At 67.1% G+C, this 24,437-nt stretch carries 27 protein-coding genes; 14 read left to right on the top strand and 13 right to left on the bottom strand.

Going from position 1 to position 24,437, the window contains the following annotated elements:
- The first annotated feature begins 40 nt into the window (after positions 1-40).
- Positions 41-1,405 (top strand): NAD-dependent succinate-semialdehyde dehydrogenase, encoded by a 1,365-nt coding sequence (locus N7573_RS02355; RefSeq protein ID WP_279912641.1) that lies wholly within the window; start codon positions 41-43, stop codon positions 1,403-1,405.
- A gap of 181 nt (positions 1,406-1,586) precedes the next feature.
- On the opposite strand, the gene N7573_RS02360 is transcribed toward N7573_RS02355, so the two are convergent.
- The 7 genes from N7573_RS02360 to N7573_RS02390 form a co-directional block, all read right to left on the bottom strand.
- A complete protein-coding gene (locus N7573_RS02360; protein WP_279912642.1) occupies positions 1,587-2,609 on the bottom strand; it encodes a magnesium and cobalt transport protein CorA in 1,023 nt (340 codons plus the stop codon).
- A 6-nt stretch (positions 2,610-2,615) separates the two neighbouring features.
- Positions 2,616-3,866, bottom strand: a complete 1,251-nt coding sequence (locus N7573_RS02365; protein ID WP_182267536.1) for a DUF4105 domain-containing protein — start codon at positions 3,864-3,866, stop codon at positions 2,616-2,618.
- Positions 3,863-4,744 (bottom strand): transporter associated domain-containing protein, encoded by an 882-nt coding sequence (locus tag N7573_RS02370; RefSeq protein ID WP_005408827.1) that lies wholly within the window; start codon positions 4,742-4,744, stop codon positions 3,863-3,865. Before N7573_RS02370 ends, N7573_RS02365 begins: the two co-directional genes overlap by 4 nt.
- A 64-nt stretch (positions 4,745-4,808) precedes the next feature.
- A complete protein-coding gene (locus tag N7573_RS02375) occupies positions 4,809-5,396 on the bottom strand; it encodes a hypothetical protein (protein ID WP_182267537.1) in 588 nt (195 codons plus the stop codon).
- Entirely contained in the window at positions 5,396-5,983 is a 588-nt protein-coding gene (locus tag N7573_RS02380) for a hypothetical protein (RefSeq protein ID WP_279912643.1), read from the bottom strand. Before N7573_RS02380 ends, N7573_RS02375 begins: the two co-directional genes overlap by 1 nt.
- 62 nt (positions 5,984-6,045) lie before the next feature.
- Positions 6,046-6,531, bottom strand: coding sequence for an rRNA maturation RNase YbeY (gene ybeY, locus N7573_RS02385; protein WP_049399905.1), 486 nt, complete (start codon positions 6,529-6,531; stop codon positions 6,046-6,048).
- Positions 6,528-7,514, bottom strand: a complete 987-nt coding sequence (locus N7573_RS02390) for a PhoH family protein (protein ID WP_019337148.1) — start codon at positions 7,512-7,514, stop codon at positions 6,528-6,530. Before N7573_RS02390 ends, ybeY begins: the two co-directional genes overlap by 4 nt.
- A gap of 483 nt (positions 7,515-7,997) precedes the next feature.
- Between N7573_RS02390 and N7573_RS02395 the strand changes: the two genes are divergently transcribed.
- The 3 genes from N7573_RS02395 to N7573_RS02405 are packed head-to-tail and all read left to right on the top strand — an operon-like array spanning position 7,998 to position 11,007.
- Complete coding sequence (locus tag N7573_RS02395; RefSeq protein ID WP_279912644.1) at positions 7,998-8,954, top strand: HlyD family efflux transporter periplasmic adaptor subunit; 957 nt, start codon at positions 7,998-8,000, stop codon at positions 8,952-8,954.
- A gap of 20 nt (positions 8,955-8,974) precedes the next feature.
- Complete coding sequence (locus N7573_RS02400; protein WP_049399907.1) at positions 8,975-9,898, top strand: ABC transporter ATP-binding protein; 924 nt, start codon at positions 8,975-8,977, stop codon at positions 9,896-9,898.
- On the top strand, positions 9,895-11,007 hold the full coding sequence (locus N7573_RS02405; protein WP_154262997.1) for an ABC transporter permease: 1,113 nt from the start codon (positions 9,895-9,897) through the stop codon (positions 11,005-11,007). The genes N7573_RS02400 and N7573_RS02405 overlap by 4 nt, the downstream gene beginning before the upstream one ends.
- 79 nt (positions 11,008-11,086) lie before the next feature.
- Here N7573_RS02405 and miaB read toward each other — a convergent pair whose 3' ends face one another.
- Together miaB and N7573_RS02415 are read right to left on the bottom strand one after the other, a co-directional pair.
- Positions 11,087-12,505, bottom strand: coding sequence for a tRNA (N6-isopentenyl adenosine(37)-C2)-methylthiotransferase MiaB (miaB, locus tag N7573_RS02410; RefSeq protein ID WP_049399909.1), 1,419 nt, complete (start codon positions 12,503-12,505; stop codon positions 11,087-11,089).
- Between the two features lie 207 nt (positions 12,506-12,712).
- Positions 12,713-13,333, bottom strand: a complete 621-nt coding sequence (locus tag N7573_RS02415) for a glutathione S-transferase family protein (RefSeq protein ID WP_279913027.1) — start codon at positions 13,331-13,333, stop codon at positions 12,713-12,715.
- A gap of 80 nt (positions 13,334-13,413) precedes the next feature.
- Between N7573_RS02415 and N7573_RS02420 the strand changes: the two genes are divergently transcribed.
- The 7 genes from N7573_RS02420 (at position 13,414) to N7573_RS02450 (ending at position 19,484) form a co-directional block, all read left to right on the top strand.
- The gene (locus N7573_RS02420) at positions 13,414-14,382 is read left to right on the top strand and encodes a WYL domain-containing protein (protein WP_049463569.1); all 969 of its coding nucleotides are present in this window, start codon (positions 13,414-13,416) and stop codon (positions 14,380-14,382) included.
- 46 nt (positions 14,383-14,428) lie between these two features.
- Positions 14,429-15,355, top strand: a complete 927-nt coding sequence (locus N7573_RS02425) for a lytic transglycosylase domain-containing protein (protein ID WP_049463568.1) — start codon at positions 14,429-14,431, stop codon at positions 15,353-15,355.
- A 200-nt stretch (positions 15,356-15,555) separates the two neighbouring features.
- Positions 15,556-16,176: a ubiquinol-cytochrome c reductase iron-sulfur subunit gene (petA, locus tag N7573_RS02430; protein ID WP_049423262.1), complete on the top strand. Its 621-nt coding sequence runs from the start codon at positions 15,556-15,558 to the stop codon at positions 16,174-16,176.
- Positions 16,176-17,435, top strand: a complete 1,260-nt coding sequence (locus N7573_RS02435; RefSeq protein ID WP_032128877.1) for a cytochrome bc complex cytochrome b subunit — start codon at positions 16,176-16,178, stop codon at positions 17,433-17,435. Before petA ends, N7573_RS02435 begins: the two co-directional genes overlap by 1 nt.
- Positions 17,428-18,177 (top strand): cytochrome c1, encoded by a 750-nt coding sequence (locus N7573_RS02440; RefSeq protein WP_032128878.1) that lies wholly within the window; start codon positions 17,428-17,430, stop codon positions 18,175-18,177. Before N7573_RS02435 ends, N7573_RS02440 begins: the two co-directional genes overlap by 8 nt.
- Before the next feature lie 134 nt (positions 18,178-18,311).
- On the top strand, positions 18,312-18,947 hold the full coding sequence (locus N7573_RS02445) for a glutathione S-transferase N-terminal domain-containing protein (protein WP_005408842.1): 636 nt from the start codon (positions 18,312-18,314) through the stop codon (positions 18,945-18,947).
- Between the two features lie 84 nt (positions 18,948-19,031).
- Entirely contained in the window at positions 19,032-19,484 is a 453-nt protein-coding gene (locus N7573_RS02450; RefSeq protein WP_019659028.1) for a ClpXP protease specificity-enhancing factor, read from the top strand.
- Positions 19,485-19,569: 85 nt separating this feature from the next.
- Here N7573_RS02450 and N7573_RS02455 read toward each other — a convergent pair whose 3' ends face one another.
- The 4 genes from N7573_RS02455 to N7573_RS02470 all read right to left on the bottom strand — a co-directional run bounded on the left by N7573_RS02455 (position 19,570) and on the right by N7573_RS02470 (position 22,182).
- Positions 19,570-19,920 carry a DUF3301 domain-containing protein gene (locus N7573_RS02455; RefSeq protein WP_049423257.1) on the bottom strand — a complete coding sequence of 117 codons (351 nt, stop codon included), beginning with the start codon at positions 19,918-19,920 and terminating at the stop codon, positions 19,570-19,572.
- Between the two features lie 67 nt (positions 19,921-19,987).
- Positions 19,988-20,989 (bottom strand): DUF2272 domain-containing protein, encoded by a 1,002-nt coding sequence (locus N7573_RS02460; protein ID WP_134951966.1) that lies wholly within the window; start codon positions 20,987-20,989, stop codon positions 19,988-19,990.
- Positions 20,990-21,064: 75 nt separating this feature from the next.
- Positions 21,065-21,916 carry a carboxylating nicotinate-nucleotide diphosphorylase gene (gene nadC / locus N7573_RS02465; protein WP_049463565.1) on the bottom strand — a complete coding sequence of 284 codons (852 nt, stop codon included), beginning with the start codon at positions 21,914-21,916 and terminating at the stop codon, positions 21,065-21,067.
- Complete coding sequence (locus N7573_RS02470) at positions 21,913-22,182, bottom strand: Trm112 family protein (RefSeq protein WP_005408847.1); 270 nt, start codon at positions 22,180-22,182, stop codon at positions 21,913-21,915. Before N7573_RS02470 ends, nadC begins: the two co-directional genes overlap by 4 nt.
- 58 nt (positions 22,183-22,240) lie before the next feature.
- On the opposite strand from N7573_RS02470, the gene purE reads away from it, so the two are divergent.
- From purE to N7573_RS02485, 3 genes are all read left to right on the top strand, one after another.
- A complete protein-coding gene (gene purE / locus N7573_RS02475) occupies positions 22,241-22,744 on the top strand; it encodes a 5-(carboxyamino)imidazole ribonucleotide mutase (protein WP_005412808.1) in 504 nt (167 codons plus the stop codon).
- Positions 22,741-23,889: a 5-(carboxyamino)imidazole ribonucleotide synthase gene (locus N7573_RS02480; protein ID WP_032128885.1), complete on the top strand. Its 1,149-nt coding sequence runs from the start codon at positions 22,741-22,743 to the stop codon at positions 23,887-23,889. Before purE ends, N7573_RS02480 begins: the two co-directional genes overlap by 4 nt.
- A gap of 112 nt (positions 23,890-24,001) precedes the next feature.
- A complete protein-coding gene (locus N7573_RS02485) occupies positions 24,002-24,343 on the top strand; it encodes a carboxymuconolactone decarboxylase family protein (RefSeq protein WP_227863819.1) in 342 nt (113 codons plus the stop codon).
- The last annotated feature ends 94 nt before the right edge of the window (positions 24,344-24,437 follow it).

The following is a 24,437-nucleotide window of genomic DNA, read 5'->3' on the forward strand; positions in this document are numbered from 1 at the left end:
CGGCGGCGCACAATGGGGGTCTACCAGATGGAGACCCCGCATGACCGTCGAGATTGTCGACCCGGCCACCGGCCAGGTGACCTACCGCCATGAACTGATGGGTGCTGCCGACGTCGAGCAGCGCCTGCAGGCCGCCGCCGATGCATTCCCCGGTTGGGCCGAGCGCTCGCTGCAGGAGCGGGGGGCGATCCTCAAGCAGATCGCTGGCCAACTGCGTGCGCGCCGCGATGATCTGCAGCAGGCGATGACCCACGAGATGGGCAAGCTCAAGGCAGAGGCGTTGGCCGAGGTCGACAAGTGCGCGGCGGCCTGCGAGTTCTACGCCGACCACGCAGCTGATTATCTCAAGCCGCAGCTGATCGACACCGAAGCCCAGCGCAGCTATGTGCGCTACGAGCCGATCGGCTGCGTGTTCGCGGTGATGCCGTGGAATTTCCCGATCTGGCAGGTGTTCCGCTTCCTCGCCCCGGCGTTCATGGCAGGCAACGTGGCCCTGCTCAAACACGCCAGCAACGTGCCGCAGTGCGCCGACCTGATCCTGGCGATATGCCGTGACGGTGGCCTGCCTGACGGCGTGTTCGATGTACTGCACATCGACAACGACCAGGCGGCCGAGGTGCTGCGCGACGCACGGGTGAAGGCGGTGACGCTGACCGGCAGCGAGCGGGCAGGGCGCTCGATCGCGTCCAACGCGGGCAGCCAGCTGAAGAAGTCGGTGATGGAGCTGGGTGGCAGCGATGCCTTCGTGGTGCTCGACGATGCCGACCTCGACAAGACCGTGGCGGCGGCGGTGAAGTCGCGCTTCGACAACAGCGGGCAGACCTGCATCGCGGCCAAGCGCTTCATCGTGGTCGACGCGGTGGCCGATGAGTTCACGCGCCGCTTCGTGGAAGCCGCGGCCGAGCGCCAGTACGGTGATCCGGACGAGCGCGGTACCACGCTGGCGCCGATGGCCCGTGCCGATCTGCGTGACGAACTGCACAAGCAGGTGCAGGCCAGCGTGGCCAAGGGCGCGCGGGTACTGCTGGGTGGTGAGCCGATTGCGGGTACACATGCCGGCTATCCGGCCACCGTGCTCGATCAGGTCGGCCCGGGCATGCCGGCCTACGACGAGGAGCTGTTCGGGCCGGTGGCTGCGGTGATCCGTGTCGCTGACGAGGCCGAGGCACTGCGCGTGGCCAACGACACCCGCTTCGGCCTGGGCGGCAGCGTGTGGACGCGCGATCCGGTGCGCGGCGAACGTTTCGCGCAGCGCATGGAATGCGGTGCCGCGTTCGTCAACGCCATCGTCAAGAGCGACGCGCGGTTGCCGTTCGGCGGCAGCAAACAGTCCGGTTTCGGCCGGGAGCTGGCCGACCACGGCATCCATGAGTTCATGAACATCAAGACCGTCTACGTGGCTTGATGCACCAGCTTCTGTAGTCGAGCCATGCTCGACTGAGCTTCGCTCTCGTAGAGTCGAGCTTGCTCGACTGCTTTGGCTGGCATCAGTCGAGCAAGCTCGACTCTACAAAGGCGGGTCATGCGCCACGGCCAACGGTCGTGGCCTACCTGCGCGGTGGGTATCGACCGTTGGTCGATACCCCTCACAACCACTTCGCGCGCTTGAACAACCGGTACAGCCCCACGCACACACCGCCCACGCCCACGATCATCAGCGGGTACGACCACGGCTCGCTCAGCTCAGGCATGTGGCTGAAGTTCATGCCGTACCAGCTGGTGATCAGTGTCGGCGCCGCCAGCAGCGCGGCCCATGCACCCAGCCGCTTGACCGTCTCGCCCTGCGCCAGCGTCACCAGCGACAGGTTCACGCTCAGCGCGGTGCCGAGCATCTCACGCAGGGTGTCGATCACATCGCTGATGCGTACTGCGTGGTCGTGGACGTCGCGGATGTACAGCTTCACTTCGTCGGGGATCAGCTCGCCCTGGTAGCGGCGCAGCTGCGCCAGCACGTCCTGCAGCGGTGCCACCGCCATCCGCATCTTGTTCAGCTCGCGCTTGAGCTCGTACAGCCGCACCACCGTGCTGCGCTTGTAGGTGTCGGCGAAGATGTCCTTCTCCAGCAGCTCCAGGGTGTCGCGGAAGCGGTGCACGATGGGCAGGTAGTTGTCGACCACGAAGTCGGTCACCGCGTACAGGCAGTACGACGGGCCCATCTTCAGCAGCTGCGGCTCGCGTTCCACCCGCGCACGCACCGGGGCATAGGACAGCGACGCGCCATGGCGTACCGTCACCAGGAAGCGCGGGCCGAGGAAGGCATGGGTTTCGCCGTACTGGATGCGCTCGTCGACCATCTGCGCGGTGGTCACCACCACGAATATGGAATTGCCGTAGGTCTCGACCTTGGGCCGCTGGTGCGCGTTGCGCGCATCCTCGATGGCCAGGTCGTGCAGGCAGAACTCTTCCTGCAGTTTCAACAGCACATCATCATTGGGGTCGTACAGGCCGACCCAGACGAAGCCGTTGCCACTGGCAATGACATCGCTGATGGCGTCCAGGGTGATGTCGTGGCGTTTGCCCTCGTCATCGTAGTGGACGCAGTTGATGACGCAGGCGGGGTTGGCCGAGGCGGGCGCGGCAGCAGAGGCGGGCAATGACATGCCCGCCATCGTGCGTCAGGGCTGTGTTTTGGACAAGTGAGGAGTACGCCCCAGCACCCATGCCAGCGCGACGTGGACGGGCAGCAGCAGCACGATCCACTGCACGTTGTACTGTGCCTGCAGGCTCAGCCAGTGCAGTACCAGCGCGGCCACCGCCTGTACCGCCAGCAGCCACAACACGATCCTGAACATGCGGCCTGGCACGCGACGGCGCAGCAGGGCGATTGCACCCGGCAACAGCAGCACGGCCAGCGGCGAGAGCAACAGCAGGTTGCGGTTGGCCCATGCGGCGTAGTGGATGCTGAAGCCCCACAGGAACACCAGCACGCCGCCAAACAGGGCGCACAGCAGCCAGAACGGCAGGGCCAGCCCGGCCAGCAGGCGCGGGCGGTTGCGCAGCGCCAGCACGCCGCCGGCCACGATCAGCCCGAGCAGCAGCCATGGCCACCAGCGGCGCGCGAATTCCTTCGGCTCCGGATCGATACGGTGCGGCAGCAGTTCCTGTTCGGACTGCACCAGCGGACGGCCATCGCTGTTGCGTGCCTGGCGCAGCGCATCGGCCAGGCGCATCGGCACGAAGGCTTCCTGCCAGCGCGACAGCGGCTGGTCGGCGAACGGCCCAAGGCCGACATCGAAGCCCAGCCACATCCACGGTGCCGGCGACGCCAGGCGCACCGATTCACTGCGGTAGGTGTTGCCGCGCGAGCGCCCCGACAGCTGTGACTGCAGGCCGCCGCCCAGTGCCTTGTCCACCGTGTCGCGCACCATCGTGGCGCAGTTGGCGGTGTAGTAATCGTAGTGGTAGCGCGCGTTTTCCGGCTTGGCCCGCTCGGCCAGGTCGGCGGCCAGCGCACGCGCCTGGTCCGGGCGCAGGTCCAGCCACTGCACGCTGGCGCCACGGCCGGTCTCGTCGTAGTACGACAGGTCCTGCTGCAGCGGCAGCGCCACCAGGTAATACATCATGTCGCCGCGTGCGAAGCGGCTGATGAAATCGTCCTCGGACGGATCGAAGTAGCCGAAGTTGTACGAGGTTGCCTCGCCGCTGACCGGATCGACCACGACGATGGCGTCGTGGCCGAAGCGTTCGAAGAACACGGTGCCCGGCTGCATGGTCACCACGCCGATGCGCGGGGCAGGGGCTTCAGCGTTGGTCGCGGGTACGGCAGGTGAGGCTGCGACCGGCTGCGCGAAGGCGGCCAGCGGCAGGGCCATGGCCAGCACGCACAGTGCCAGCCACACCATGAGGATCAGGCCGCGGCGCTTCAAGCGTCGTCCTGCGCGTCCGGCGGCAGCACGGTCACGTGGAAGGCCTGTACCCGGCGCGCATCGGCGCGGGCCACTCGGAACATGAAGCGATCCAGCGCCAGCTCGTCACCGACTTCCGGCAGATGGCCCACGGCCTCGGTGACCAGGCCGCCGATGGTGTCGTAGTCCTCGTCGGAGAACGTCGCGCCGAAGCGCTCGTTGAAGTCGCCGATCGGGGTCAGCGCGTCGACCACGTACTGGCCGTCGGACTGGATGGCGATCTGCGCCGAGGGATCTTCAGCCTCGTCATGCTCGTCGTCGATCTCGCCGACGATCTGTTCCAGCACGTCCTCGATGGTGACCAGGCCGGCGACACCGCCGTACTCGTCCACCACGATGGCCATGTGGTTGCGCGACAGGCGGAATTCCTTCAGCAGCACGTTGAGCTTCTTCGCTTCCGGGATCAGCACCGCCGGGCGCAGCAGCTCGCGCACGTTGGCCGGGCCGTTGTCGGCAACCACGCCGCGCAGCAGGTCCTTTGCCAACAGGATGCCAAGGATGTCGTCCTTGTTCTCGCCGTGTACCGGGAAGCGCGAATGGCCGGATTCGACCACCTGCTTCATCAGTTCCAGGAAGGGCGCTTCAACCGGCAGCGAGACCATCTGCGAGCGCGAAATCATCACGTCGCCCACGGTCAGCTCGGCCACCGAAATGGCGCCTTCCATCATCTTCAGGGTATCGGCGGCGATCAGACCCTCTTCCTGCGCGGTGTGCAGGACAGCGACCAGCTCGTCGCGGGTATGGGGTTCGCCGGAGAAGGCGGAGGTCAGGCGTTCAAGCCAGCCGCGCTTCTTTTCACTGTGCTCCGCAGGGGAGCTACTACTGTCGTCTTCTGACATCTCTGGAAAAAAGGCACCCGGCAGGCCGGGCGTTGACCCAAGTCTAGCAGGATGTGACGGCCTGTCAGTGACTGCCGGTGGCCGGGGTTGGGGCGGCCGGGGCCGGCTCCTCCTCGGGCAGGTCCAGGCTGTAGGTGCAGCCGGCCAGGGTCTTGCCGGGGTGGGAGGCCACGGTGGAGACGCTGAGGATGATCGACTCGATCTGGGCCTCGCCGGTCTTCGGGTCGGTCACGTCGCGGCTGACCAGTTCGCGGCCGGCCATGAACTTGCCGTCCTGGTCGTAGCCGGTCTCCAATTCCAGCCGTTTGGCCAGCGGGCGTGGGTCGGCCTGGTCGAGCACCGCCATGATGCTGGCGCCGGCCACCGCCACCCGCTCGGTCTGTTGGCCGAAGACGGTGATCGGGCTGGCCAGCCGGAACTCGCTCATGAACTGGTTGCCCTGCGGCAGCGGTTGCAGGCCCTGGGCCACGGCCTTCAGCGGATCGGCCAGCAGCGGCGCCAGCGCGGCCTGCTCGGCCACGCCCTGGCGGCATTCGATCAGGGCCGGCAGGTCCAGGCTGGTGGCGAAGGCGGAGGGAGCGGCGAGGGCACAGAGCAGGGGCAGGCAGCAGCGCAGTGACACGGTCGGTTTCCGCAGGCGAAGGGCCGCCATCATAGCCCCGGCGAGCGCCGGAACAGCCCGGTGAGAAGGCGCAGGAAACCGGTCATCGCCCGCCGCACGACCATCAGTGAGAGGGTCAGCACGACCGCAAGCATGGCGACCTGCATCGATTGCCCCGCGATGCGCGCCACCGCCGGCCACAGGCCCGGGCTGGTCAGCCAGGGCATCAGTTCCGCTGCCGCGGTCCTGGCCACTTTCGTGTAGATCACAGCCAGCACGAACAGCACCAGCAGCGAGGTACGGCTGGCGTGGAAGAACGGGAGTGAGTTCACGGGGCGGCCCAGGCGGCGGTGCACGATCATCCGCCACAGGAGCGGAAGGGTCAGTGCACCCACCAGCGTCAGCACCATCGACGTTTCAAGCAGACCGGGGAGATGGGCCGGTTCCAACCGTCCGCTGAGGTGCGGGCCGATCATGCCGATCGCCAGCCCGGCCAGCAGGCACACGGGCGAGAGCAGGGCCAGGCTGCGCAGCAGCCAGTGCCTGCCGCTGGGTTCGCGGGCACTGATGCGGCGCACGGCATACGCGCCCAGCACCAGCAGCATGGCGAACAAGGTGGCGCCGATCACAAACATCATTGAGCTGTTTCCCGAGGTCATCCTTGTTCCTCTCGTGTTCCTGGCGACGGGCTGTGGCCCGCTCAGCGCTCGCCCGCGTATGGATCGTCGATGCCCAGTTCGGCCAGGATTTCCCGCTCCAGCTGCTCCATCGCCTCGGCTTCCTTGTCGTCCTCGTGGTCCCAGCCGAGCAGGTGCAGCACGCCGTGCACGGTCAGATGCGCGTAATGGGCATTGAGCGCCTTGCTCTGTTCGTCGGCCTCCCGTGCCACGACCGGAGCACAGATCACCAGGTCACCCAGCAGCGGGAATTTGACGCCCTTGGGCAGGCCTTCGGGCACTTCGGCCGGGAAGCTGAGCACGTTGGTGGCGTAGTCCTTGCCGCGGTAATGGCGGTTCAACGACTGTCCTTCCTTGGCATCGACCACGCGGATGGCCAGATCGGCCTCGCGGATGCGGCCCTTCAACGCGGCGGCCACCCACTTGCGGAAGCTCACTGCCGCCGGCAGGCCGGCGCGCGGCAGGGCATAGCTGACGGCGACGTCCAATCGCACGGGACCACGGGTCATGGAGTTGCTCCAGGTTGGATCTGATGCAGGTCGCGGCGGTCGTACGCGCTCACGATGCGCGCGACCAGCGGGTGGCGGACCACGTCACGGGATTCGAAGAAGGTGAAGCTGACGCCCTCGACCTCACGCAGCACGTCGATGGCGTCGCGCAGGCCGGACTTCACGTGCTTGGGCAGGTCGGTCTGGGTCAGGTCACCGGTGACCACCGCAGTGGAGCCGTAGCCCAGGCGGGTCAGGAACATCTTCATCTGCTCGATGGTGGTGTTCTGTGCTTCGTCCAGGATCACGAACGCATCGTTGAGCGTGCGGCCGCGCATGTAGGCCAGCGGCGCGATCTCGATGACGTTCTTCTCCAGCAGCTTGACCACCTTTTCCACGCCCATCATCTCGTACAGGGCGTCGTACAGCGGTCGCAGGTAGGGATCGACCTTCTGGCTCAGGTCGCCGGGCAGGAAGCCCAGCTTCTCGCCGGCCTCCACCGCCGGGCGCACCAGGATCAGGCGCTGCACCCGCGATTCATTCAGGGCCTCGACCGCGCTGGCCACGGCCAGGAAGGTCTTGCCGGTGCCGGCGGGGCCGATGCCGAAGTTGATGTCGTGGGTGGCGATCTGGTGGAGGTAGCGGCCCTGGTTGGCGCCGCGGCCGCGCACCGTGCCGCGCTTGACCTTGATCGCAACCTCCTGCGCTTCGTAGGAACGCTCGGCGATCTGCTCGACATTGGCCTGCGCCAGGCGCAGGTGGATGGCGTGGTTGTCGAAGGTCGTTTCGCCGGCTTCGGCGTACAGCGCTTCAACCAGCTTCTGCGCCTCGACGATGGCTTCGTTGGGGCCGCTGATGCGGAACACGAAGCCACGATTTGCGATCTCCACGCCGAGCTTCAGCTCGATCTGGCGCAGGTGCCCGTCGAAGGGGCCGCACAGGTTGGCCAGTCGCTCGTTGTCTTCCGGCGACAGGGTGAAGTCTCGATGATCGATGCTTTTCATTGCTTGGGGTGGGGCGGACGCCTTCCACCGCAGTGTATTCAGGGAGGACAAGGGTAGCGCGCGTGCGGGGCACACGGCCAGCAGACGGTCGATACAGCGTTTTCCACACCCGGTGTGGACGGGGCACGCGGAAACCTGTGGATAGACCTTCGCACTGCTTGTGCCACAAGGCCCATGAGGTCCTGGTGAAAAAAGCGTCATGGTCGCCGGTCGCTACGGCAGCACTGCCACGGGTGGCCTGCGCGGGGGGCATTCATCGTGATGGCAGTGCAGGTTTCGTTGCCCGGCGAGCAACAGCGCCGGGTCCTGCCGGATTTCCACAACGGTTGTGGAATGATGCCGAATCAACCTGTGGATAGGTGGTGCGGAGCCTTGCAGCAAAAGGCTTGCCCACGCGTGGTGAAAAAACCGTCAGGGCTGATTGGAATCATTGAGGGTGCACGGGGCACATGGCACCGTGTCGCCGTCGCAGGAGGGGATGGCATGGGCATCGGCAACGGGATGCGTGGAATCGGACTGGCGGGCATCGGCCTGCTGGTGGGGTGTGGGCAGTCAACGCCGACTGCGCTGGGCACGCTGGAGTGGGACCGGATCACGGTGCCGGCACCGGCGGCCGAAGTGATCGCCACGGTGGAGGTGCGCGAGGGCCAGCAGGTCAAGGCCGGGGCCGTGCTGATGCAGCTGGACCCGGCGCGGGGAGGCGCGCAGTTCGCCGCAGCGCAGGCTGATACGGCGCGTGCGCAGGCGCAGCTGGAAGAACTGCAGATCGGCCCACGCCAGGAGCAGATCGCTCAGGCCCAGGCACAACTGGCCGCGTTGCGCGCACAGGCTGCCGAAGCAAGTGCCTATTACCGACGGGTCCAGCCGTTGGCGCAGCAGCGCCTGATCGCCGCCGCTGAACTGGATCGAGCACGCGCCGCCGCCGGCAATGCCGAAGCCAGCGTGCGTGCTGCCGAGCAGGCCTGGCTGGAGCGGGTGCACGGCAGCCGTGTGCAGGATATCGCCCAGGGCCAGGCGGCCGCCGATGCCGCACGGGCACAGCAGGTGGTACAGAGCGTGAACCTGCAGAAGCTGCAGTTGCGTGCACCGCGCGACGGGGTAGTCGATGCATTGCCCTACCGGCAGGGTGACCAGGCACCGATCGGTGCGCCGCTGGCAGTGATGCTGGTCGGCGAGCGCCCCTATGCGCGCGTCTACCTGCCGCAACCGCTGCGTCTGCAGGTCAAGGTCGGGCAGGCCGCGCAGATACAGCTGGAAGGCGGCAACACCGTGCTGAAGGGGCATGTACGTGCGATCCGTAGCGAACCATCGTTCACGCCGTACTACGCACTGACCGGCGATGACGTCGAACGGCTGAGCTATCTGGCCGAGATTGAAGTGGACGGGAACAGCGACATGCAGAAACTGCCAGCGGGTCTTCCGGTACAGGTGCGCTTCTGAACACCGGTGCGGACATCGCGGTGCATGCGCAGGGCCTGACCCGCCGCTTCGGCGAGCTGCTGGCCGTGGACAACGTCGACCTGACCGTACCGCGCGGACAGGTATACGGTTTTCTGGGCCCTAACGGGTCTGGCAAGTCGACCACCATCCGCATGCTGTGCGGCCTGCTGGAACCCAGCGCAGGGCAGATCGAGGTGCTGGGGTTGGCGGTTCCCGAGCAGGCCGAAGCGCTGCGCCGACGCATCGGCTACATGACCCAGCGCTTCTCGTTGTATGAAGATCTGTCGGTGCGCGAGAACTTGGAGTTCCTCGCTGCCATCCAGGACCTGCCGCGCGCACAGGCCCGGCAGAGGGTCGACGAACTGCTGCAGCAATACCGGCTGCAGGACCGCCAGCCACAACTGGCTGGCACGCTCAGTGGTGGCCAGAAGCAGCGCCTGGCCCTGGCCGGTGCCGTGGTTCATTCGCCCGAACTGCTGTTCCTGGACGAGCCGACCAGTGCGGTCGATCCCGAATCGCGCCGCGATTTCTGGGAAGCCCTGTTCGAGCTGGCCGATGCCGGTACGACGGTGCTGGTGTCGACCCACTACATGGACGAGGCCGAGCGTTGCCACCGGCTGGCGATCCTTGATCGAGGCGCGCTGGTCGCCGACGGCACGCCGGCCGAACTGTGTGCACGGCTGGACGGCCGCACGCTGCAGGTCACCTCGACGCAGCCGCGCCAGGCCAGCCGCGCACTGTCTGAGCTGCCCGGCGTGCTGAGCGTGGCGCAGATCGGCACCCAGCTGCGGGTATTGTGCAGCGAGGATGTCGCGGACGCCGCCGCATTGCGGCGCGCGCTGGCCAGCGCCGATCCGCAGGCCCGCATCGAGGCGGTGGCACCGAACCTGGAAGACGTGTTCGTGGCGGCCACCCGCGGCCGTGGCCGGGAGCCGGCAGCATGAACCTGCGCCGCCTGTGGGCGATCATGCTCAAGGAGCTGCGGCAGCTGCGCCGCGACCGCATCACGCTGGCGATGATCGTCGGCATTCCGGTGATGCAGCTGCTGCTGTTCGGCTATGCGATCAATCTCAACCTGCGCCATCTCAACGCCGGTGTCGCCGACCAGGCCAACAGCGCGGCGTCACGCGCGCTTGTGCAGGACATGGTCGCCACCGGCGTGATCACGCCGCGCAGCGAGGCCTACACGCCCGATCAACTGATGCAGGCGCTGCGCCGTGGCGAAATCAGTGTCGGCATCGTGGTGCCGGCCGACTTCGAGCGGCGCCGTTTCGATGGCCGTGAGGCAGTGCAGGTACTCGTCGATGGCAGCGACACCGTTGTACAGAGCGCAGCGATCCAGCTGGCACAGGTGCCGCTGGATACGCGCCCGGCCAGCAACACGCGGCCGCTGCGCGAAGGCAGCATCGCTGGTGGTCCGATCAGCGTGACCAGTTTCTACAACCCGCAGCGGCGTTCGGCGGTGAACATCGTGCCGGGCCTGATCGGGGTGATCCTGACCATGACCCTGGTGATGTTCACGGCCGTAGCGGTGGTGCGTGAACGCGAGCGCGGCAACATGGAACTGCTGATCGCCACACCGGTGTCGCGCAGCGAACTGATGGTCGGCAAGGTGCTGCCCTATGCGGCCATCGGTCTGCTGCAGACCACGCTGGTACTGGTGCTGGGCACCTGGCTGTTCCAGGTGCCGATCCGCGGCAGCCTGCTGGACATCTATCTGGCCGCGGTGCTGCTGGTGCTGGCCAACCTGGCGCTGGGCCTGCTGATCTCAACGCGTGCGCGCTCGCAGTTCCAGGCGATGCAGATGACGCTGTTCCTGTTCCTGCCGTCGATCCTGTTGTCGGGCTTCATGTTCCCGTTCGCCGGCATGCCACGGCCGGTGCAGTGGCTGGCCGAGGTGTTGCCGCTGACCCACTTCCTGCGACTGGTGCGCGGCATCATGTTGCGTGGCGCCTCGCTGTGGGAGCTGTGGCACGATGCGCTGGCGCTGCTGGCCTTCATCGTGGTGATGATGACGCTGGCGATCCTGCGTTTCCGCAAGCGATTGGATTGAGGCATGCCATCCGGTAGTGCCGGCCGCTGGCCGGCATCAACTCCGGTGGGTGCCGACCGTTGGTCGGCACACCCTAGCCTTATTCCGCCACCACGCGCGCGCGCAGCGAATTGGTCAGCGCTTCGGTGATCACTACGTCCACGAACTGGCCGATCAGCCGCGCCGGCGCCGGGAAGTTCACCGAACGCATGTTCTCGGTCTTGCCGGTCAGTTCGTTCGGGTTCTTGCGCGAAGGGCCTTCCACTAGCACGGTCTGCACGGTACCGACCATCTTCTCGGAGATGCCGGCGGCGTGCGCATTGATGCGCTCCTGCAGGCGCGACAGGCGAGCGTGCTTCTCGGCATCGCTGATCGTGTCCTCCAGATCCGCAGCCGGTGTACCCGGGCGACGCGAATAGATGAAGGAGAAGCTGTGGTCGAAGCCGATGTCCTCGATCAGCTTCATGGTCTTCTCGAAATCGGCATCGGTCTCGCCGGGGAAACCGACGATGAAGTCCGAGCTGATCGAGATGTCCGGGCGCACCGCGCGCAGCTTGCGGATCTTCGACTTGAATTCCAGTGCGGTGTAGCCACGCTTCATCGCCGACAGCACGCGGTCGCTGCCTGCTTGTACCGGCAGGTGCAGGAAGTTGGCCAGCTGCGGCACGTCGCGGAACGCGTCGATCAGCGAATCGCTGAACTCCAGCGGATGCGAGGTGGTGAAGCGGATGCGGCCGACGCCATCGATCTCGGCGATGGTGCGGATCAGCAGGCCGAGGTCGGCGAACTCGCCGTCCCCATAGGGCCCACGGTAGGCGTTGACGTTCTGGCCGAGCAGGTTGATCTCACGCACGCCCTGTGCAGCCAGCTGCGCCACCTCCACCACCACGTCCTCAAACGGGCGGCTGACTTCGGTACCGCGGGTGTAGGGCACCACGCAGAACGAGCAGTACTTGGAACAACCTTCCATGATCGAGACGAAGGCCGAAGCACCTTCGGCGCGTGGCTCGGGCAGGCGGTCGAACTTCTCGATCTCGGGGAAGCTGATGTCCACCTGCGGGCGCTTCTGCTCGCGCCGTGCACGGATCAGTTCCGGCAGGCGGTGCAGAGTCTGCGGGCCGAACACCAGGTCGACGAACGGCGCGCGCTTGATGATTGCCTCGCCTTCCTGCGAAGCGACGCAGCCGCCCACGCCGATGATGACCTCGCGGCCCTTGTTCTTCAGTCCCTTCCACACGCCCAGCTGGCTGAACACCTTCTCCTGCGCCTTCTCGCGGATGGAGCAGGTATTGACCAGGATGACGTCGGCGTCGTCCGGGCTGTCGGTCAGTTCCAGCCCATCGCTGGCGGCAAGCACGTCAGCCATCTTGGCCGAGTCGTACTCGTTCATCTGGCAACCGTGGGTCTTGATGTACAGCTTGCCTTTCACCTGGTCGGGCTTGCGCGGACCGGCGGGCAGGGCAACGAGCGGGGTACCGCCCGGCGTGGCGGGCGGAAAGACGTCTGGCGTCCCGGTCATGGCGCTTAATCCATTCGGGTGGCGGGAAAGCGGGCAATTCTACCCGCATCCCAGCGCGCGCGCCGGCCCAGTAGAGCCAGGCCATGCCTGGCTGCTTTCCGTCCCGCAGGCACGGCGGGCGAGTCATCCACGCACGGCGTGGATCTACTGGAATTCCGGGTCCGCCCCCCCCCCCCGGTAGCACCCGGCCGCGCCCGTCGGCACGCCTCAGGCCGCTGCCAGCTCCGCATCGATCTGCCGCGAACGGTCGAAAGCGGTCATCGCACTCATCCGTGCAATGTAATCAGCCGTGGCCGGCGCCGGCTGCACCAGGCCGAAGGCGGTGGTCCAGGCCAGCGCATTGCCCCACAGCACGTCGGCGGCGCTCATCGTCTCGCCGAGCAGGTACGGCCCCTGTGCCAGCTGGGCTTCGATCACCTGCAGCACCGTCTCCGCGTCGTTGTAGGGCGACATCAGGCGCGGCGGCGGCTCGCGGTGCATTGCCTTGTCGATCATCGCCGGCTCGAAACAGGCGCCGTAGAAGGCCATCCAGCGCAGGTAGGGGCCGCGCAGGGCGTCGCCGATCGGCGGGGCCAGCCCGGCTTCCGGGTACAGGTCGGCCAGGTACAGGTAAATCGCCACCTGCTCGGTCACCAGTGCGCTGTTGTGGACGATGGCCGGCACCTTACCCATCGGGTTGATGGCCAGGTAGGCCGGGGCCAGGTTGGCGCCGGCCTTCAGGTCCAGCACCTGCATGCGGTAGTCGGCACCCAGCGCTTCGAGCAGGGCCACGGCGCCGCTCGAGCGTGAACGGGCGGCGTGGTACAGGGTGATCTGGCGGGATGTCATGGCATTGCTCCTTGCGGTGGGTGGTGAACTGGAGCTCATCCTGGGGCACTATTGCGGACGACTTCTGTCCTCGATCCTTCATGCGCCATACCGCCCATCGACTGTTGCGCCTGATCGCCCTGCTGCAGGCCCGCCGCCAGTGGTCCGGGGCCGAACTGGCCGAGCGCATGGGTGTGGACCGGCGCAGCATCCGCCGTGACATCGAGCGCCTGCGCGAGCTGGGTTACCCGGTACAGGCCTCGGCCGGCGTTGGTGGCGGCTACCAGCTGGGGTCCGGCGCGCCGGTGTTGCCGATGCTGCTGGACGAGGAGGAGGCGACCACCCTGGCCATCGCGCTGCGCGCGGCCTCGGCCACCGTCGCCGGCATTGACGACACCGCGCGTGGCCTGCTGTCCAAGCTCGATCCGCTGGTGCCGACCCGTCGCCGCCAGCAGGCCGGCGAGGTGCATGCAGCGACGGCCACCCTGTCCGATCTTCCGTCCACCGATGCGCGCGTGCTCGGGCGGCTGGCCCAGTACTGCCGGCAGGCGTCACGGCTGGCCTTCGAATACCGCAGCGCACAGGAGGCCGTCACCCAGCGCGAGGTCGAGGCCCAGCACCTGGTCAACTACGGGCGGCGCTGGTACCTGCTGGCCTGGGATCTGGGCCGGCAGGACTGGCGCACCCTGCGCGTGGACCGGATGGGCGCGGTGCGTGAGTGCTCCGAGCCGGGCATGCACCGGCGCACCCCGGCGCCGCCGGATGTGATGGTGCGGCAGGCGGTCAGCCAGGCCCCGTTCGCGCTGCAGGCCATCGTCCGTCTGGCCGGCAGTCGCGCCGAGCTGGAAGGCCGCATTCCGCCCTGGTGCGGGGTGCTGGAGGCGGATGGCGCCGAGCACTGCCTGCTGCGCATGGGGGCCGAGAGCCGGGGCATGATGCTGGCGCAGATCCTCAGCCTGGACCGCGTGCCGGTGGCGCTGTGGACCACGCCGCCGGGCCTGCGCGACGAACTGGCCCAGCGCCTGGCCGGGCTGGGCCAGGTGCTGGCTGTGCCGCCGGTCACAGGCTGAGCCACATCGCTTGGCAAGCCCCGGCGAAGCTGGGACACTCGCCGCCATGAAGGGGATACTGGGGACAACGGCGATCATCATCGCTGCGCTGACCGCTGCGCCGGCCAGCGCCGGAACCCTGTACAAGTGCCAGGGCCCTGACGGCGTCACCAGTTATGTGAGCAAGCGGGTGGCGGGTGCGCGCTGCAGCACCATCAGCTACAGCCGCGACACCCGTCCGGCGCCGCGCCCCGTGGTGGCCGCGCCAAGGCCGACGCCGACCGCGGTGGCCAGCATCGAACGCAATCCGGTGGCCGTTGCCGCCAGCGCCGCAACGCCGGCAGCGGCCGCGCCGACACCTGCATCCGCGCCCGCAGCTGCTCCAGCACAGCCGGTCGCCCCGCGCGCCGGACGCATGGTCAGCGGCCAGGTCTATTCCTTCATGAAGGACGGCGTGCGCCACTACACCAGTGCGCGCCCGACCCAGGTCGCCAATCTCGGCCCGGTGCGGACCATCCGCTACAGCTTCATGGAGCGCTGCTACGCGTGCGGGGTCAATCCACGCGTGGACTTCGGCACCGTGCGCCTGAACACCTCGGCCTTCCAGGCCGAGATCACCTCGGCCGCGCGCGAGTTCGGCGTGGAAGAGGCTGTGGTGCGCGCGATCATCCACGCCGAGTCGGCCTACAACCCGACCGCGCTCAGCCGTGCCGGTGCACAGGGCCTGATGCAGCTGATGCCGCCAACCGCCGCGCGCTTCGGTGTCAGTGACTCCTACGATGCCGGGCAGAACATCCGCGGCGGCGTACAGTATCTTGCGTGGTTGTTGAAGCGCTTCAATGGCGATCTGACCCTCGCCGCAGCTGGCTACAACGCTGGCGAAGGCGCGGTCGACCGCCACGGTGGCGTACCGCCCTACAGCGAAACCCAGTACTACGTGCGCCGGGTCGGGCAGCTGGCCGAGCGTTACCGCACCGCATTGACGCACCAGTAGTGCCGGGCGCTGGCCGGCAACCCCTGGGCAATGGCCGGTACCGACCGGCCGCTGGCCGGCAACCCCGCAATCAATGTTGTTGCAATGCGTTGTGTGGCGCGCGACGGTTCCGCTACACTCGACCGTGATTCAATGCGGCTCTGGCCCCCACCGGATCCGCTGGCAGCCTTAAAGCTACCTAATCAATATCGGAGTGCCGGATGGCCAACGATGGGGTACACGATCCAGTCAACACCGGACGTCGGCGTTTTCTTTCTGCCACCACAGCCGTGGTGGGCGCCGTCGGCGTCGGATTCACCGCAGTTCCTTTCATCAAATCCTGGAACCCCAGTGCCCGCGCCAAGCTTGCCGGCGCACCGGTGGTGGCCGACATCAGCGCCCTGCAGGAAGGCCAACGCCTGATCGTGGAATGGCGTGGCCAGCCGATCTGGATCGTCAAACGGTCCAAGGCGATCCTCGATGCGCTGCACGGGCTGGATGGCCGTCTCAAGGACCCCGAGTCCGGCGAGAAGGACCAGCAGCCGGAGTACGTGCTGAAGCAGAACCCCGAGCTGCGCTCGATCAAGCCGGAGATCTCCGTGTTGGTCGGCCTGTGCACGCACCTGGGCTGCTCGCCGGAAATGGTCGCCGAGATCCGGCCTGAACCCTACGACCCGCAGTGGAAGGGCGGTTACTTCTGCCCCTGCCACAAGTCGCGCTTCGATATGTCCGGCCGCGTCTTCAAGGACGTGCCGGCGCCGATCAACCTGAAGGTGCCCGCGCACCACTACCAGGACGACAACACCATCATCATCGGTGTCGATCCGCAGGGGGCTGCCTGATGGCCAATATCCTCAGCCGTACCGCCAGCGGCGTGGCCGACTGGGTCAATGCCCGGGCACCGGGCCTGATGCCGGTGTACCGCAAGCACGTCAGCGAGTACTACGCGCCGAAGAACTTCAACATCTGGTACTACTTCGGTTCGCTGGCGCTGCTGGTGCTGGTCAACCAGATCGTCACCGGCATCTTCCTGACGATGCACTACAAGACCAACGCCGCCGAGGCGTTCGGTTCCATCGAATACATCATGCGTGATGTGGAGTGGGGCTGGCTGATCCGCTACATGCACTCCACCGGGGCCTCGCTGTTCTTCATCGTGGTCTACCTGCACATGTTCCGCGGCCTGCTGTACGGCAGTTACCAGAAGCCGCGCGAGCTGGTGTGGATCCTGGGCATGCTGATCTACCTGGTACTGATGGCCGAAGCGTTCATGGGCTACGTGCTGCCGTGGGGCCAGATGTCGTTCTGGGGCGCCAAGGTGATCATCTCGCTGTTCGGCGCCATACCGGTGATCGGCAACGGCCTGACCGAGTGGATCATGGGCGACTACCTGCCCAGTGACGCCACGCTCAACCGCTTCTTCGCGCTGCATGTCATCGCATTGCCGCTGGTGCTGTTGCTGCTGGTGGTGCTGCATCTGGGCGCGCTGCACGAAGTGGGTTCGAACAATCCCGATGGCGTGGAGATCAAGAAGGGGCCGAAGGGCAACCGCTGGTCGCCGAACGCGCCGGCCGACGGCATCCCGTTCCACCCGTACTACACGCTCAAGGATGGCGTCGGCGCCGGTTTCCTGCTGATCATCGCCGCCTTCATCATCTTCTTCGCGCCCGGTTTCGGCGGCCTGTTCCTGGAGCACGACAACTTCACCGAGGCCAACCGCCTGGTGACCCCGGAGCACATCAAGCCGGTCTGGTACTACACGCCGTACTACGCGATGTTGCGCGTGGTGCCGAACAAACTGGGCGGCGTGCTGGTGATGTTCTCGGCCATCGCGATCCTGTTCCTGGTGCCGTGGCTGGATAAGGCGAAGGTGAAATCGGTGCGCTACCGCGGCTGGATCTCGAAGGTGATGCTGGGCGTACTGGCGGTGTGCTTCGTCTGGCTGGGCGTGATCGGTTCCGGCCCCGGCACCGACGTGCACGAGACCTACATCGGGCGGGTGCTGACCTTCCTGTACTTCGCGTTCTTCATCACCATGCCGCTATGGACAAGGTTGGACAGGACCAAGCCGGTACCGGAGAGGGTGACCACCCATGACTGAACGCTGGATGGTCCGGCTGGCCCTGACGGCCGCCCTGATGCTGGGCAGTTTCCTGGCCTCCGCCGCCGAAGGCGGCACCAAGCTGCTGCAGGCCGGCAACGATCTCGGTGACCGCGCCTCGCTGCAGCGCGGCGCGCAGCTGTACATGAACTACTGCTCCGGCTGCCATGCGCTGAAGTACCTGCGCTATTCGCGGATGGCGCAGGACCTGGGCCTGACCGAGGAAGAGGTGATGAACAACCTCAACTTCACCGGCTCGGCGATCGGCGACCCGATCCCGGTGGCGATGCCCAAGGAGAACGCCGAGAAGTGGTTCGGCAAGATGCCGCCGGACCTCAGCCTGATCGCGCGCGTGCGCGGCAGTGACTGGGTCTACACCTATCTCAAGTCGTTCTACCTGGACAGCAGCCGGCCGCTGGGCTGGAACAACGCGCTGTTCGCCAACGCGTCCATGCCCAACCCGCTGTGGGAAATGCAGGGCCTGCAGCATGCCGTGCATGGCAAGCCGGAGGCGCCGGGCATGGACCCGCCGGTGACCGGCCTGCGCCTGGAAACGCCAGGCAACGTCGATGCCGGACAGTACGACCAGGCCGTGCGTGACATCACCAACTTCCTCGAATACGCCGGCGAACCGGCCGCGCTCAAGCGCCAGCAGCTGGGCGTGTGGGTGATCCTGTTCCTGGCCCTGCTGACCTTCCTGCTGTACCTGCTGAAGAAGGAATACTGGAAGGACGTTCACTGAATCTGCCGCCGACCATCGCACGGGCCTATTGGCTTTTGTGATGGTCGGTTGCACACTCGGGGAGGAGTCGATCGCTGGCACGGTGCCGGCGGCGCCGATGCGGCAGGCGGTCTCCTGTCGTGGGAGAGCCTTTGATGGCGGCGAGCGTACGCATGCGCAATACACTGACGCTGTTTTCCTCGAACGACGACGTACTGTGCCACCGTGTACGCCTGGTCCTGGCGGCCAAGGGTGTGACCTTCGACTTCGTTCCGGTCGATCCACAGAACCCGCCTGAAGACCTGATCGACCTCAATCCGTACCACTCGGTGCCGACCCTGGTCGAGCGCGAGCTGGTGCTGTACGCGGCGTCGGTGGTCAGCGAATACCTGGACGAGCGCTATCCGCATCCGCCACTGATGCCGGTTGATCCGCTGTCGCGTGCCCGCATCCGGTTGGCCATGCTGCGCATCGAGCACGACTGGGTGCCGCAGGTGCAGGCCATCCAGCTGGGCAACAAGACCCAGGCCGAGGCCGGTCGCAAGCGCCTGAAAGAACTGCTGACGGCCTCGTTGCCACTGTTCAAGGCCAGCAAGTTCTTCCTCAACCCGGAAATGAGCCTGGCCGACTGCGCGATGGCGCCGATCATCTGGCGCCTGCAGTCGCTGGATGTGCCGCTGCCGAAGGACGGCAAGGCGATCGAGGACTACGGCAACCGCATCTTCCGCCATCCCGGTTTCGTCCGCAGCCTGACCGATCAGGAAAAGAAACTGCGCGATCTGCCGGTCTGATCCGGCCCCGCATTACCCGTCTGCACGCCGACCGGCGTGCAGGCGATCCGCCCCGGCGGGGCGCCGGGCGCGTACACTTCACGCATGACCGAAGACTTCTTCCACATGACCAGCCACCGCCCGTACCTGCTGCGGGCGCTGGTGGAATGGATCAACGACAACCAGCTGACCCCGCACATCCTGGTCGACGCCGGCGTCCCCGGCGTGCAGGTCCCGCCTTCGGCGGTCAAGGATGGCCGGGTTGTGCTCAACATCGCCGAACGCGCTGTCGTGCGGCTGATGATCGACAACGAGATGGTGAGCTTCTCGGCGCGCTTCTCCGGCACCAGCTACCCGGTGCAGGTGCCGATCAGTGCCGTGCTGGCCGTCTATGCCCGCGAGACCGGGCAGGGCATGGCACTGCCGGATGACATTCCGGGCAGCGAAACTGCGCCGACCAGCGACGAACTGCTGCACGAGGAAGGCACGCCGCCGGACGATACCCCGCCGGCCAGTCCGCCGCCCAAGGGTCGCCCGAACCTGCGCGTGGTCAAGTAATCCCTCTGACGCCGCCCCGATGGGCGGCGTTTTCCTTTACAGGATTTACCGGTGGGTGCCGACCGTTGGTCGGCGCTCAAAGCCCTTAGACATCCTCGGCATCCTCCGCATCCGGCCGGATCTGGCTGATCCGCGCCGCGCCCGGGCCAGTGAACGAGATCAACTGGTCGCCGCGCAGCACCATGCGGCCCACGTGGCGATCGATGCCATCGTAGGAATACTCGAACTTGAACGTGCGCTCGAAACCGAGCCGGCCATCCTCGCCGCGCGACAGGCGCAGGCCGGTGGCATGCACTGCCTGGTCCAGCCATTGCACGTCGGCTGCGCGGCAGGCATTGCGTCCCAGCTCGACCGCGCGCTCGGCGGCCGAACGCGCAGCGTTCCAGAAGAAGTAGATGATTCCGCCGGCAATCAGCAACAGCAGCAGGGTGGGCATGGCGTCAGCCGTCAGAGGTCGGTTCCGCAAAGATGGCGGCGAACGTGCGCTGGATCAAGCGCTGGATTCACCGCCGCGGCTGCGGTTCGCTGGATACCGGTTGCGCGGGCACGATGACCGGTTGCGGTGTCGGGGCGGGCTGCATCGGCGTCGCAGTGGGCGAGGGCATCACCAGCGGTGATGTGGCGGTCAACTGCAGCAGTGCTGCCCAGTCCTGGCGGTTGAAGCTGCATTCGTCCTCGCGGCCCGGCGTGCAGCTGGGGTCGATGCCGGTGCTGTTGCGTTCGCGCGCGGGCGGCAGCTTGATCAGCCCGGTGCGGTCCAGCTGCAGCAGCCGCATCGCCACGGTGTTCATCACGTTGCCGCCGACCAGGTACAGGGTCTGGTCGCCGCCAAGATTGGCCGCTACCACCACTTCGCAATGTGATTTCCAGTGGCCCACCGAGCCATTGCCCAGTGCCTGCACCAGCCCGCTGTAGCTGAGCGTGGTGCTGCGGTCGCGCAGGAAGCACAGCAGGTCGCCCGGTGCGGGCTTTGCGGTCGCGGGATCGACCAACCGGTACGGCACGCCCGAGGGGCCGGCCTGGTACGCGGCACGGATGTAGTCGATGTGGCGTGGCGAGGTGTTGAAGCCGGGAACGCCGGACTGCACCATCACCCAGGAAATGAACGCGGCCGACCAAGGGTTGTCGACCAGGAAGGCGCGGCAGTCGCTGTCGGTGTAGCGCGTGCCCAGCGGTGCCAGGCAGCTGCTGGCGCCGGCGATGCTGCCCATTGCGTTGAGCGTGCCGCTGTTGCGCCAGTAGCCGGCCACGCGCTGCCAGGCGATCAGGCCGTTGTCGGCCAAGTGATCGCTTTCGGCCTCGGTGACACTGAGGCTGGCGGCGCGGCCATCGCGATCAATGAAGGGCCGGAACCACAGCCGGTGCTCGTTGCAGGCGGTATTGCGGATGGCCACCGCCAACGGGCTCAGGCCGAAGCGGGGCGGCACATCGCAGGCTTCGGCGGCCGCTGCGGACAAGGGGGCTGCGGCCAGCAGCAGGCAGGCAGGCAAGAGCATCCGGCGCATGCGCGGCTCCTGTGGGGGATGACCGCAGCGTCGCAGCGCTGTCGTGAACGCCGGGTGTGAGAACCGGGTCAGGCCTCAGCCCGGCGGCGGGCCCAGCTTCAGCGACAGATCAATCGCCTGCACGTGCTTGGTCAGGCCGCCAATGGAAATGCAGTCCACGCCGTCCTCGGCGATCGAACGCAGGCCACCCAGTCCGACGCTGCCGGAGACTTCCAGCGGGATGCGGCCCGCCGTGATGCGCACCGCCTCGCGGCGCAGGTCGGGGCTGAAGTCATCCAGCAGGATGCGTTCGCAACCAGCCTCCAGCGCCTGGCGCAGCTGCGCAAGATCCTCGACCTCGACCACCAGCGGCAACCCAGGCCATTGCCGGCGTGCGGCCGCCACGGCTGCGGCCAGTGAACCGGCAGCGCGGATGTGGTTTTCCTTCAGCATCACCGTGTCGTACAGGCCGAAACGATGGTTCTCTCCACCGCCGCAGCGCACCGCGTACTTCTGCGCCAGGCGCAGGCCGGGCAGGGTCTTGCGGGTGTCGAGGATGCGCGTGCCGGTGCCGGCCACGGCCGCCACGTAGCGCGCGGTGGTCGTGGCGGTGCCGGACAGCGTCTGCAGGAAGTTCAGCGAAGTGCGCTCGGCGCTCACCAGGCTGCGGCTGCGCCCGTGCAGCAGCGCCAGTACGGTGCCGGCGGTGACCGTGTCGCCCTCGGAGACATGCCATTCGATGCGCACGTCCGGATCGAGTGCGCGGTGGGTGGCGTCGAACCAGGGGCGGCCGGCGATCACCCCGTCCTGCTTGCACAGCAGGTAGGCGCTGTCGGCCTGGTCGGGCAGCAGGGCGGCGGTGACGTCACCGCTGCCCAGGTCCTCGGCCAGCGCACGCGCGACATCGGCGGCGACAACGGCCGCATCCGGCGTCGGCAGCGCGCTCATGCGGCCGGGAAGTCGGCGATCTGGGCGGTTGGAATGGCTTCCTCGGCCAGCAGCACCGGGATGCCGTCGTCAACGCGGAACACCTGCTTGCGGTCGCGGGTGACCAGCGCTTCGCGCAGCGGCTGCGCCAGCGGGTTGCCATCGGCCTTGTTCACCGCGCCGGCGGAAATGGCCTTGTTGAGGGCTTCCAGGCCCTTGCCATCCAGCAGGGACAGGGGCTGGCGGGTGTCCGGTGACACCAGCAGGTCGAGCAGCTTGCGATCCATGGTTCTTCGTCTTGCGTGGAAGATGGCTAGAATACGTCTTTAAGGCAGGTGACGGCCAATGACCCCCAACCCGATCGCGCCGCTTGTCGGCATCGTCATGGGTTCCCGTTCCGACTGGGAAACCATGCAGCACGCCGCCCAGAAGCTTGAAGCTCTGGGTGTTCCGTTCGAAGTGAAGGTAGTGTCCGCGCATCGGACGCCGGATGTGTTGTTCAGTTACGCCGAGCAGGCGGGCCCGCGTGGCCTGCGCGCGATCATCGCCGGTGCCGGCGGGGCCGCGCACCTGCCGGGCATGATCGCCGCCAAGACTGCCGTGCCGGTGCTGGGCGTGCCGGTGCAGTCCAAGGCCCTCAACGGCATGGATTCGCTGCTGTCGATCGTGCAGATGCCAGCCGGCATCCCGGTCGCCACCTTCGCCATCGGCAATGCCGGCGCCTCCAACGCCGCGCTGTTCGCCGCCGCGATGCTGGCCAGTGACCAGCCGGCGATCGGCCAGGCGCTCGACGCGTTCCGCGCACGCCAGACCGAAGACGTGATGGCCCACGACGATCCGCGCCAATGAGCCTGACCGTAGGCATCCTGGGTGGCGGCCAGCTCGCCCGCATGATGGTCCTGGCCGGTGCGCCGCTGGGATTGCGCTTCGAACTGTACGACCCCGCAGCCGACGCCTGCAGCGGCCCGCTGGCGCCGCTCACCGTCGGTGCCTTCGATGACCGCCAGGCGCTGGCGGATTTCGCGGCCAAGGTCGACGTGGTCACGTTCGATTTCGAGAACGTGCCGGCCGACAGCGCGCAGTTCCTGGCCGACCGCGTGCCGGTCTACCCGCCGCCGGCCGCACTGGCCGTGGCCCAGGACCGGTTGAGCGAGAAGACCCTGTTCCAGCAGCTGGGCATTCCGCTGCCGGCCTTCGCTGACATCCGCAGCCGTGACGAGTTGGCCGCGAAGGCTGCCGAGTTCGGTCTGCCGTGCATCCTCAAGACCCGCCGCCTCGGTTACGACGGCAAGGGTCAGTTCCGCCTGCGTAGCGAGGCCGACATCGATGCCGCATGGGATGCGCTGGGTGCGCAGGTCGAGCGTACTGGTCTGATCCTGGAAGGCTTCGTGGCCTTCCAGCGGGAGGTCAGCGTGGTTGCCGTGCGTGGCCGCGATGGCAGCTTCGAGGCCTGGCCGGTCACCGGCAACTGGCACGTCGACGGCGTGCTGTCGGCCAGCGTGGCGCCGGCCGTGTTGTCGGCCGCCGAGCACGAGGCCGCGATCGGCTATGCCCGTCGCGTCGCCGAGCACCTGCAGTATGTCGGCGTGTTCGCGCTGGAGCTGTTCTGCCGCGATGGCGAGCTGTTGGCCAACGAGATGGCGCCGCGCGTGCACAACTCCGGCCACTGGACCATCGAAGGCAGCGAGACCTCGCAGTTCGAGAATCACCTGCGCGCCGTGCTGGGCCTGCCGCTGGGCAGCACCCGCATGCTCGGCCATGCCTGCATGCTGAACTGGCTGGGCGCGATGCCGGACCCGGCGCCGGTGCTGGCCCAGGCCAGCGGCCACTGGCACGACTACGGCAAGGAGCCGCGTGAGGGCCGCAAGGTCGGTCATGCCACGCTGCGCGATGATGCTGCTGATGCACTGGCCGATGCACTGGACCAGGTGGGTCTGGAGCTGGGTCGCCAGGCCCAGGTGGCGCCGGCGGTACACGCGCTGCGCAACCGCTGAACCCGGTAGCGCCGGCCGCTGGCCGGCAATGCAACGATGTGGCGCGCCGGTGCAGGCATCGGCGCAACATTCCCGGTGGTAGCGTGGAGCTCCTTTCACAGGAGTCACGACCATGCTCGACTGGAATGCCTACCGCAAGGAACTGAAGGGCCGCATCGGCGAGATCGGCAAGCTCTCGCCGGATACGGTCAAGGGCTATGCCACCCTGGCCAATGCCGGCGCGCAGACCAACTACCTGGATGCCAAGACCCGCGAGCTGATCGCGCTGGCCGTGGCAGTGACCACCCGCTGCGACGGCTGCATCACCGTGCATGTGGATGCAGCGCTGAAGCACGGCGCCAGCCGCGAGGAAATCGCCGAGGCGCTGGGCGTGGCAGTGTCGCTCAATGCAGGCGCCGCGCTGGTGTACTCGGCACGGGTGATGGACGCGGTGGCCGCGCACGAGAGCGCGTGAAGCTCCGTACTGTTTCCCGGTAGTGCCGGCCGCTGGCGGGCGGATCGGGTATGGTCGTGCGCGTATGGGGATGCCGGCCAGTGGCCGGCACTAC

Source organism: Stenotrophomonas sp. GD04054, assembly GCF_029836955.1.
GTDB classification, from domain to species: domain Bacteria; phylum Pseudomonadota; class Gammaproteobacteria; order Xanthomonadales; family Xanthomonadaceae; genus Stenotrophomonas; species Stenotrophomonas maltophilia_A.

Bases quoted from the DNA above. Each gene is read 5' to 3' on its own strand.
- N7573_RS02355 (WP_279912641.1), top strand. From the start codon at position 41: ATGACCGTCGAGATTGTCGACCCGGCCACCGGCCAGGTGACCTACCGC.
- N7573_RS02360 (WP_279912642.1), bottom strand. From the start codon at position 2,609: ATGGCGGGCATGTCATTGCCCGCCTCTGCTGCCGCGCCCGCCTCGGCC.
- N7573_RS02370 (WP_005408827.1), bottom strand. From the start codon at position 4,744: ATGTCAGAAGACGACAGTAGTAGCTCCCCTGCGGAGCACAGTGAAAAG.
- N7573_RS02375 (WP_182267537.1), bottom strand. From the start codon at position 5,396: ATGGCGGCCCTTCGCCTGCGGAAACCGACCGTGTCACTGCGCTGCTGC.
- N7573_RS02380 (WP_279912643.1), bottom strand. From the start codon at position 5,983: ATGATGTTTGTGATCGGCGCCACCTTGTTCGCCATGCTGCTGGTGCTG.
- ybeY (WP_049399905.1), bottom strand. From the start codon at position 6,531: ATGACCCGTGGTCCCGTGCGATTGGACGTCGCCGTCAGCTATGCCCTG.
- N7573_RS02390 (WP_019337148.1), bottom strand. From the start codon at position 7,514: ATGAAAAGCATCGATCATCGAGACTTCACCCTGTCGCCGGAAGACAAC.
- N7573_RS02395 (WP_279912644.1), top strand. From the start codon at position 7,998: ATGGGCATCGGCAACGGGATGCGTGGAATCGGACTGGCGGGCATCGGC.
- N7573_RS02405 (WP_154262997.1), top strand. From the start codon at position 9,895: ATGAACCTGCGCCGCCTGTGGGCGATCATGCTCAAGGAGCTGCGGCAG.
- miaB (WP_049399909.1), bottom strand. From the start codon at position 12,505: ATGACCGGGACGCCAGACGTCTTTCCGCCCGCCACGCCGGGCGGTACC.
- N7573_RS02415 (WP_279913027.1), bottom strand. From the start codon at position 13,333: ATGACATCCCGCCAGATCACCCTGTACCACGCCGCCCGTTCACGCTCG.
- N7573_RS02420 (WP_049463569.1), top strand. From the start codon at position 13,414: ATGCGCCATACCGCCCATCGACTGTTGCGCCTGATCGCCCTGCTGCAG.
- N7573_RS02425 (WP_049463568.1), top strand. From the start codon at position 14,429: ATGAAGGGGATACTGGGGACAACGGCGATCATCATCGCTGCGCTGACC.
- petA (WP_049423262.1), top strand. From the start codon at position 15,556: ATGGCCAACGATGGGGTACACGATCCAGTCAACACCGGACGTCGGCGT.
- N7573_RS02435 (WP_032128877.1), top strand. From the start codon at position 16,176: ATGGCCAATATCCTCAGCCGTACCGCCAGCGGCGTGGCCGACTGGGTC.
- N7573_RS02440 (WP_032128878.1), top strand. From the start codon at position 17,428: ATGACTGAACGCTGGATGGTCCGGCTGGCCCTGACGGCCGCCCTGATG.
- N7573_RS02445 (WP_005408842.1), top strand. From the start codon at position 18,312: ATGGCGGCGAGCGTACGCATGCGCAATACACTGACGCTGTTTTCCTCG.
- N7573_RS02450 (WP_019659028.1), top strand. From the start codon at position 19,032: ATGACCGAAGACTTCTTCCACATGACCAGCCACCGCCCGTACCTGCTG.
- N7573_RS02455 (WP_049423257.1), bottom strand. From the start codon at position 19,920: ATGCCCACCCTGCTGCTGTTGCTGATTGCCGGCGGAATCATCTACTTC.
- N7573_RS02460 (WP_134951966.1), bottom strand. From the start codon at position 20,989: ATGCGCCGGATGCTCTTGCCTGCCTGCCTGCTGCTGGCCGCAGCCCCC.
- nadC (WP_049463565.1), bottom strand. From the start codon at position 21,916: ATGAGCGCGCTGCCGACGCCGGATGCGGCCGTTGTCGCCGCCGATGTC.
- N7573_RS02470 (WP_005408847.1), bottom strand. From the start codon at position 22,182: ATGGATCGCAAGCTGCTCGACCTGCTGGTGTCACCGGACACCCGCCAG.
- purE (WP_005412808.1), top strand. From the start codon at position 22,241: ATGACCCCCAACCCGATCGCGCCGCTTGTCGGCATCGTCATGGGTTCC.
- N7573_RS02480 (WP_032128885.1), top strand. From the start codon at position 22,741: ATGAGCCTGACCGTAGGCATCCTGGGTGGCGGCCAGCTCGCCCGCATG.
- N7573_RS02485 (WP_227863819.1), top strand. From the start codon at position 24,002: ATGCTCGACTGGAATGCCTACCGCAAGGAACTGAAGGGCCGCATCGGC.